The organism is Streptomyces sp. NBC_01089 (assembly GCF_045162975.1).
Classification (GTDB): Bacteria; Actinomycetota; Actinomycetes; order Streptomycetales; family Streptomycetaceae; genus Streptomyces.
This window is the reverse complement of record NZ_CP108660.1, coordinates 7249421-7257500: the sequence shown is the minus strand read 5'-3', so window position 1 is coordinate 7257500 and position 8080 is coordinate 7249421. Positions and strand designations below refer to the sequence as shown.

Annotated in this window: 5 protein-coding genes; 3 read left to right on the top strand and 2 right to left on the bottom strand. The window is 72.7% G+C overall.

The annotated features are described in order from the left end of the window. The first annotated feature begins 65 nt into the window (after positions 1–65). Together OG510_RS32650 and ptsP are read left to right on the top strand one after the other, a co-directional pair. Positions 66–515 carry a PTS glucose transporter subunit IIA gene (locus OG510_RS32650; RefSeq protein ID WP_406141537.1) on the top strand — a complete coding sequence of 150 codons (450 nt, stop codon included), beginning with the start codon at positions 66–68 and terminating at the stop codon, positions 513–515. Positions 516–619: 104 nt separating this feature from the next. Then, complete coding sequence (gene ptsP / locus OG510_RS32645) at positions 620–2290, top strand: phosphoenolpyruvate--protein phosphotransferase (RefSeq protein ID WP_406141536.1); 1671 nt, start codon at positions 620–622, stop codon at positions 2288–2290. Positions 2291–2423: 133 nt separating this feature from the next. Here the strand turns inward: ptsP and OG510_RS32640 are convergent, their stop codons facing one another. Both OG510_RS32640 and OG510_RS32635 read right to left on the bottom strand, forming a co-directional pair. Then, positions 2424–3308: a hypothetical protein gene (locus tag OG510_RS32640; RefSeq protein WP_406141534.1), complete on the bottom strand. Its 885-nt coding sequence runs from the start codon at positions 3306–3308 to the stop codon at positions 2424–2426. Positions 3309–3434: 126 nt separating this feature from the next. Further along, a complete protein-coding gene (locus tag OG510_RS32635) occupies positions 3435–5408 on the bottom strand; it encodes an acetoacetate--CoA ligase (RefSeq protein WP_406141532.1) in 1974 nt (657 codons plus the stop codon). 216 nt (positions 5409–5624) lie between these two features. On the opposite strand from OG510_RS32635, the gene OG510_RS32630 reads away from it, so the two are divergent. Further along, complete coding sequence (locus OG510_RS32630) at positions 5625–7979, top strand: glycoside hydrolase family 31 protein (RefSeq protein ID WP_406141530.1); 2355 nt, start codon at positions 5625–5627, stop codon at positions 7977–7979. Positions 7980–8080: the final 101 nt, after the last annotated feature.

The window sequence follows — 8080 nt, the reverse complement described above, 5'->3', positions numbered from 1 at the left end:
GCGGAACCGGGACTTATTATGACTTACTCTTCTGAAACAGTACGCCGCCCTCTGAGAGGCCCCACATGACCAGCGTGACATCCCCGCTCGCCGGACGCGCGATTGGACTGGCCGCGGTGCCGGACCCCGTCTTCTCCGGCGCGATGGTGGGCCCCGGCACTGCCATCGACCCCGTGCGCGAGCCGTCGGACGCGCTGGCTCCCGTCGACGGCATCGTGGTCTCCCTGCATCCACACGCTTTCGTCGTCGTCGACGGAGAGGGGCACGGCGTGCTGACCCACCTCGGCATCGACACCGTTCAGCTCAACGGCGAAGGTTTCGAACTGCTCGTCAACAAGGGGGACACGGTGCAGCGGGGGCAGGCCATGGTGCGCTGGGACCCTGCCGGTGTCGAAGCCTCCGGCAAGTCCCCCATCTGCCCGGTCGTCGCCCTGGAGGCCACTGCGGACTCCCTCGCGGACGTCGCCGAGAGCGGCGACGTCACGGCCGGCGGGTCGCTCTTCAACTGGCAGTGACACGGGTCGCTCCGCAACCGGCAGCGACATCGGCGCCGTACACAGCGGTGCATCGGTCAACCACCCGGCGCCCGAGTGCGCCGCGACAGACGGAGACGGATGACATGCAGACAACGCTGCGAGGCGTCGGCGTGAGCCACGGTGTGGCCATCGGCGAGGTCAGGCATATGGGTACGACTGTTCTCGAACCGCCTGCCAAGCAGATCCCGGCCGAGGACGCGGAGCGCGAGCAGAGCCGCGCGCGGCAGGCCGTGGAAGCGGTGGCCGCCGACCTCATCGCCCGGGGCAATCTGGCCGGCGGCGAGGCGCAGCAGGTGCTTGAGGCGCAGGCCATGATGGCCCAGGACCCGGAACTCATCGCCGATGTCGACCGGCGTATCACTGTGGGCAGTTCCGCCGAGCGCGGGATCTACGACGCGTTCGCCTCGTACCGGGCGCTGCTGGCGGGCGCGGGCGAGTACCTGGCGGGCCGGGTCGCCGACCTGGACGATGTGCGGAACCGTATCGTCGCGCGGCTGCTGGGTGTTCCGATGCCGGGGGTGCCCGACAGCGACGAGCCGTACGTACTGATCGCACGCGATCTCGCGCCCGCCGACACCGCGCTGCTCGACCCCACGCTGGTGCTCGGGTTTGTGACCGAGGAGGGCGGGCCCACCAGCCACAGCGCGATCCTGGCGCGGGCGCTCGGTGTGCCGGCTGTGGTGGCCCTGCCGGGTGCGGGTGAGCTGGCCGAGGGCACGGTGGTGGCCGTCGACGGGAGTACCGGGGAGATCTTCGTCCGGCCGAGCGCGGAGAAGCGGGCCGAGCTGGTGGACGCGGCCGCCGCCCGCAAGGCCGCGCTGTCGGAGGCGAAGGGGCCCGGGGCCACGTCGGACGGTCACAAGGTGCCGCTGCTGGCCAATATCGGCGGGCCGGACGATGTTCCCGCCGCGCTGGAGGTGGGCGCCGAGGGCGTGGGGCTCTTCCGTACCGAGTTCCTGTTTCTGGACGACTCCGCGAAGGCGCCGTCGGAGGCGAAGCAGGTCGAGGCGTACCGGACGGTGCTGGAGGCGTTCCCGGAGAGTCGTGTCGTCGTACGGGTGCTGGACGCCGGGGCCGACAAGCCGCTGGACTTCCTGACACCGGCCGACGAGCCGAACCCGGCGCTCGGTGTGCGGGGGCTGCGTTCGCTCCTCGACCACCCCGATGTGCTGCGGGCCCAGCTCACCGCGCTGGCCACGGCGGCTGCGGGCCTGCCGGTGTATCTGGAGGTCATGGCCCCGATGGTGGCGGACCGGTCCGATGCCAAGGCGTTCGCCGACGCCTGCCGGGAGGCGGGGCTGCACGCGAAGTTCGGCGCGATGGTGGAGATCCCGTCCGCCGCGCTCCGGGCGCGCTCCATCCTCCGTGAGGTCGAGTTCCTCTCGCTCGGCACCAACGACCTGGCGCAGTACACCTTCGCGGCGGACCGGCAGGTCGGTGCGGTGTCACGGCTGCAGGATCCGTGGCAGCCCGCGCTGCTCGACCTGGTGGCGATGGCCGCCGAAGCGGCGAAGGCCGAGGCCAAGAGCTGTGGTGTGTGTGGTGAGGCCGCCTCCGATCCGACGCTCGCCTGTGTGCTGACCGGTCTCGGGGTGACCAGCCTTTCCATGGGCGCGGCCGCTATCCCTTATGTCCGCTCGACGCTGGCGCAGCACACGCTCGCCCAGTGCGAGCGTGCGGCAGCTGCGGCGCGTGCCGCCGACTCGGCGGACGAGGCGCGGCTGGCCGCTCAGGCGGTGCTGTCCGGCGAGTAGCCGCAGGTCCCGCCGCATCGAATCCCGCACGCCACGCCGTCCCGGCGCACGTGATGCCCGAGGGGCTTCCTGCCGTATCCGGCCGGGAGCCCCTCGGTCGTCCGTGGGCTCGGTAGTGGTGGGTGGTCAGTGGTCAGTGGTGGAGATCGTCGTCCGGGATCGCGTACCCCGCGCAGTAGTCGACGCCCGGCTCCGGTGGTACCGGATCGCCGGTCGCTGCGTCGGTGCAGTAGGCGCTGAACACCTCGCCCGCCGTCAGCGGCAGCGGCCGGCCGCGCTGGAGGCGCCAGCCGCGGACCCGGTCGTCCTGGTCCGGCACGGTCGTACGGATGACGATCCCGCCGGGGCTCTCCAGGGCCATACCGGCGGCGAGCACGGTCACGAAGGCCGCGCCCTCCATGCGGTCGAGCCTGATGCCGGGGGCTTCGCCGCCCTCGGCGTGCAGGACGGCGAGGAGTGGTTCGTCCTCGGTGGGGATGCTGCAGACGAGATGGTGGACTCCGGCCCCCGCGCCGTCCAGCAGACTCTCCAGAGCCCGGGACGCCCGGTCGAACGACGCCGCGCCGATGTCCTGCCCGCAGTCGGCGCACTCCCCCGCCTCGGCCAGCACCAGCGTCGCGTACTCCAGGGTGGCCCGGCATACCGCCGCGTTGATGAGGAGCGGGACCAGCCGGTCGATGGGCTGGCCGGTGTACGGGACGGTCGCCCCGTCGGCAGCGATGCCGGCGGTGAATCGCGTCCGGCTGTCCGCGGAGTCCGGGTCGAGCCCGGTCGCTGTGCAGAACTCCGCGTACTCCTCCGGGTCGAAGAGTGCGACCGTCGTGTGCACCTCCTCGGCGGTGAGGGCCCGCAGCAGGCCCTCGACCTGCTGGAGATAGGCGGTGTGGTTGTCGAAGGTGAAGGTGCGGTAGCGCCGCATCACCGCGAAGTCCTGCTCGTCGGCCAGCAGGCCGACGGTGCTCGGTGCTTCGCGGCGCAGTGCGTGCCGCATGGATCCGGTCCGGTGTGTCTGCGCCATGACTCCCCCTGAGCGCGATCGATCAGTGCTCACTCACCGTAACCGCGGGCACTGACAACGCCGTTCGGGGACGACGGGAGTGCCGGGAGTGCGTGGAGCGCCGGGCACCGGAAGCGCGTGCCCCCTTCAGCCGCGGTCGCGGGCCAGTTTCTCGTAGAAGTGCAGCAGCTCGACGTCGTCGACCGAGCCGGGGTTGACCGCGCGGTCGAGTGCCGCGCCCTGGAGCAGCCGCTTGACCGGGACTTCGATGCGCTTGCCGGTAAGGGTGTGCGGGATTCCGGGGACTTCGATGATGTCGTCGGGGACATGGCGCGGTGAGAGCTGCTCGCGGAGGGTCTGCTTGATGCGCCCGCGCAGGGCGTCGTCGAGCGCGGTGCCGGGTGCGAGGTGGACGAAGAGCGGCATCCAGTAGCCGCCGTCGGGCTCTTCGACGCCGATGACCAGGGACTCGCGGATCTCGGGGAGCCGTTCGACCGCTTCGTAGATGTCGGCGGAGCCCATCCTGACGCCCTGCCGGTTGAGGGTGGAGTCCGAGCGTCCGTGGATGATCACCGAGCCATGGCCTGTGATCGTGATCCAGTCGCCGTGCCGCCAGACTCCGGGGTACATCTCGAAGTAACTGCCGGTGTAGCGGCTGCCGTCGGGGTCGTTCCAGAAGCGGACCGGCATGGACGGCATGGGGTTGGTGACGACGAGTTCGCCGACCTCGCCGATGAGCGGCCTGCCTTGCGGGTCCCATGCCTGGAGGTCGATACCGAGGCAGGCGGCCTGGAGCTCGCCGATGTGCACGGGGAGGGTGGGGACGGCGCCGGCGAAGCAGCTGCAGACGTCCGTGCCGCCGCTGACGGAGGCGATCCAGAGGTCGTCGCCGGCTGCTTCGTGCAGCCAGCGGAATCCGTCGGGCGGGAGCGGGGAGCCGGTGGTGGCGACGCACTTGACGCGGGAGAGGTCGTGGTCGCGGGCCGGGTGGATGCCCGCCTTGCGGCAGGCCATGATGTAGGCGGCGGACGTGCCGAAGAGGGTCGTTCCGGTTGCTTCGGCGATGCGCCACTGCGCGTCGGTTCCTGGGTAGCCGGGGCTGCCGTCGTACAGGACGATCGTGGTTCCGGTGAGGAGTCCGGAGACGAGGAAGTTCCACATCATCCAGCCGGTGGACGTGTACCAGAAGAACCGGTCGTCCGGGCCCAGGTCGCAGTGCAGGCCGAGCTGTTTGAGGTGCTCGATCAGGATGCCGCCCTGGGACTGCACGATGGCCTTGGGGAGTCCGGTGGTCCCGGAGGAGTAGAGCACCCAGAGCGGGTGGTCGAAGGGGACCTGCTCGAACACCGGCTCCGCGTCGCCGGATGTGACGGCCGACCAGTCGAGCGCGCCGTCCGGTGCCGGGGTGCCGAGCAGCGGGATGTGGATCACGGCGCGCAGGGTGGGCAGTTCGGCGCGGACCTCGGCGACGGTGTCGCGCCGGTCGTGGGTCTTGCCGCCGTAGCGGTAGCCGTCGACGGCGAACAGCACGACAGGTTCGACCTGCTGGAAACGGTCGAGGACACCGCGGGCGCCGAAGTCGGGCGCGCAGGAGGTCCAGACCGCGCCGACGGCTGCGGTGGCGAGCAGCGCGGTGACGGCCTGCGGGATGTTGGGCAGGTAGCCGCTGACGCGGTCGCCGGGGCGTACGCCCAGAGCGCGCAGTTGGGCGGCGAGCGCGCCCACCTGGCGGCGGAGTTCGGACCAGCTGACGGGCTGGGGATCCTGGCTCTCGTCGACGTACAGCAGGGCGGGCTCCTGGGCGCGGGCCGGGTCGGTGGCGGTCCGCAGGGCGTGTTCGGCGTAGTTGACGGTGGCTCCGGGGAACCACTGGGCGCCGGGCATGGAGCGGTCGGCGACGACGCTCTCGTACGGGGTCGTGAACCGGATGTCGAACCAGTCGGCGACGGCCTGCCAGAAGGTGGCGAGCTCCTCGACCGACCAGCGGTGCAGGGCCGCGTAGCCGCCGTCGGCCGGTGCACCGTACCGCTCGGCGGCCCACGCCTGGAAGCGGGTGATCGTGGCACCGTCGATCCGTTCCTGGCTGGGCTGCCAGAGGGGTGCGGCGTTCGATGAGTTCATGGGGCGGCTCCCGGGCTGTACGCGTGGTGTCGCGTGTGGGCGCGCACGTGCGAGGGGTGTGCGCGTGACACGGCTGGCAGCGACGATGCCATGTGATCGTCCTGCGCACCAGGGCGGGCCGTCCGGCGGTGGCGTGGTGAACATCCGGTCGAAGGCGAGGTGAACGACGGCTGAACGGGCCTCGCGCCCCCGGGCCGGGATGGCAGTGTGATCAGCATGGACGGTCGCGGCCTGGTTCGCTCGGTGAAGGCGTTCGGTTCGGCTCGGGGGCGGCTCGCCCTGCGTACGGCCCTGCGCAGACGGCGTACGGACGCGGCGGTGCCGGCTCAGCGCGGGCCGGAGCGGGCGCGGGTGCCCGGTGCGGTGACCGGTGTGGAGCTCCGGCCGGGTGGCGGGGTCGTGCGGTTCGCCAGGTCGGAGCTGCTGGTACGGGTCGCGGTGGGCGGTGCGGTCTTCTGGGGGTGGGACGGCGCGGAGCCGACGCCCTCGTACGCGCTGGCGGACGGCTGCCCCGGCGCGGATCCCCGGGCGGTGCTCGAACCGGACACGGAGGGCGGCTGGCGGGTGGTCTCGGAGCGGGTGACCGTCACGGTGTCGCGGCTGGGGGCGGTCGAGATCCTGACTCCGGGCGGGGTGCGGATCCGCCGTGAGCTGCCGCCCCGCTGGTGGGAGCCGGTGTCCGGGGGCGCGGCCCGCTGGGTGCAGCGGGCGGAGGTGCCGGCCGACGCGCGGTTCTTCGGGCTCGGCGGGCGGGCGTCGGGGCCCCGGCTGCGCGACGGCACGTACCAGCTGTGGAACACCGATCCGGGCGGTGGGTTCGGGCCGGGGGACGATCCGCTGTACATCACGATGCCGGTTCAGCTGGTGGTGGCCGACGCCGGGGCCCATCTGGTCTTCCACGACAACACCCGGGAGGGCCGGGTGGTGCTGGCCGAGGGACGGGAGGGCGCGGGCTCCGGGCACGACAGGCCGGGATCGAGCGAGGTGCGGATGGGCGGCGGTCCGCTGCGCTGCTGGGTGGTGGCCGGCACTCCGGCGCGGGTGCTGCGGGGCTGGACGGCGCTGACCGGGCGGCCCGCGCTCCCGCCGTCCTGGGCGCTGGGGCCGCAGCACGCCCGGTGGGGTTTCGGCAGTGCGCGTGAGGTCCGCAGGGTCGTGGCGGGTTACCGGGAACACGGGCTGCCGCTGACGGCGCTGCATCTGGACATCGACCACTTCGACGGGCACCGGGTTTTCACCGTCGACCGCGAGCGGTTCCCCGGTCTGCCCGGCCTCGCGGAAGAGCTGCGGCGGGACGGCGTACGGCTGGTGTCGATCGTCGACCCGGCGGTGGAGGCGGCTCCGGGCAACCGGGTGTACGAGGAGGGGCTGGCCGCGGACGCCTTCGTCGGGGATGCGCGGGGCGGGGCCGCGCGGGGTGTCGTGTGGCCGGGCGAGTGCGTCTTCCCGGACTTCACGGCTCCGCGGGTGCGTGACTGGTGGGGCGGCCTGTACGCGGAGCGGCTCGCGCAGGGCTTCGCCGGTTTCTGGCACGACATGAATGAGCCGGCCTCCATGGTCCCGTTCGGGGATCCCACGCTGCCGCTGTCGGCCCGGCACGATCTGGAGGGCCGCGGGGGCGATCACCGCGAGGCCCACAACGTCTACGGTCTGGCGATGGCGCGGGCCGGTTACGAGGGGCTGCGGGCGCTGCGCCCCGATGAGCGGCCGTTTCTGTTCTCGCGGTCGGGGTGGGCGGGGATGCAGCGGTACGGGGGTACGTGGTCGGGCGATGTGACGACGGGGTGGCCTGGGCTGCGGGCGTCGCTCTCGCTGGTGCTGGGGCTTGGGCTGTGCGGGGTGCCGTACTCGGGCCCCGATGTGGGCGGCTTCGACGGCAGCCCCTCCCCCGAGCTGTATCTGCGCCGGCTGCAAATGGCGTGTTTCCTGCCGCTGCTGCGCACGCACTCGGCGATCGGTGCCGGGCGCAGGGAGCCGTGGGAGTTCGGTGCGCAGACTCTGGAGCACGCGCGGGCGGCGCTGCTGGAACGGGAGCGGCTGCACCCGTACTTCGTGACGCTGGCGCATGTGTCCCGGCTGACCGGCGCCCCGTATGTGCGGCCGGTCTGGTGGGGCGCGCCGGAGGACCGGGCCCTGCGGGACTGCGAGGACGCCTTCCTGCTCGGCGACGGTCTGCTGGTGGCGCCGGTCCTCGACCGCGGCGGCGTCCGGCGTGCGGTGCGGCTGCCGCGGGGGCGGTGGTACGACACGGCCACCGGCGCGGCGTACGAGGGTCCGGGGCAGGTGGTGGTGGACGCGCCGCTGTCGCGGGTGCCGGTGCTGGCGCGGGCCGGTTCGGTGATTCCGGTACGGGGTGCCGACGGCGGTACGGAGCTGGAGGTCTGGGCGCCGGCCGCGGGGTGCAAGGGGGGCGGGGTGGTCGTACGGGACGCCGGTGACGGGTGGCGGGAGCCGGAGGTCGAGCGCTACACCACGGCGCTGGATGACGGCCGGGTCGTGGTCGGGCGGGTGGTGGCGGACGGTGCGGTGGAGCCGGGGTGCCCGGTGCGGGTGCGGGGGGCCGGGGCGTAGGGCGTGGACGCGAAATCGCGTCGTCGCCCTGGGGGCGGATGCGGCGGATCCGGGCGGAGCGGGGGCACGGCGGTTCGGCCGGAGTTCGGCCGGGGGCGGGC

What these genes read in the sequence shown, in the direction of transcription:
- OG510_RS32650 (WP_406141537.1), top strand. Translation starts at nt 66, where the DNA reads ATGACCAGCGTGACATCCCCGCTCGCCGGACGCGCGATTGGACTGGCC.
- OG510_RS32635 (WP_406141532.1), bottom strand. Translation starts at nt 5,408, where the DNA reads ATGAACTCATCGAACGCCGCACCCCTCTGGCAGCCCAGCCAGGAACGG.
- ptsP (WP_406141536.1), top strand. Translation starts at nt 620, where the DNA reads ATGCAGACAACGCTGCGAGGCGTCGGCGTGAGCCACGGTGTGGCCATC.
- OG510_RS32640 (WP_406141534.1), bottom strand. Translation starts at nt 3,308, where the DNA reads ATGGCGCAGACACACCGGACCGGATCCATGCGGCACGCACTGCGCCGC.
- OG510_RS32630 (WP_406141530.1), top strand. Translation starts at nt 5,625, where the DNA reads ATGGACGGTCGCGGCCTGGTTCGCTCGGTGAAGGCGTTCGGTTCGGCT.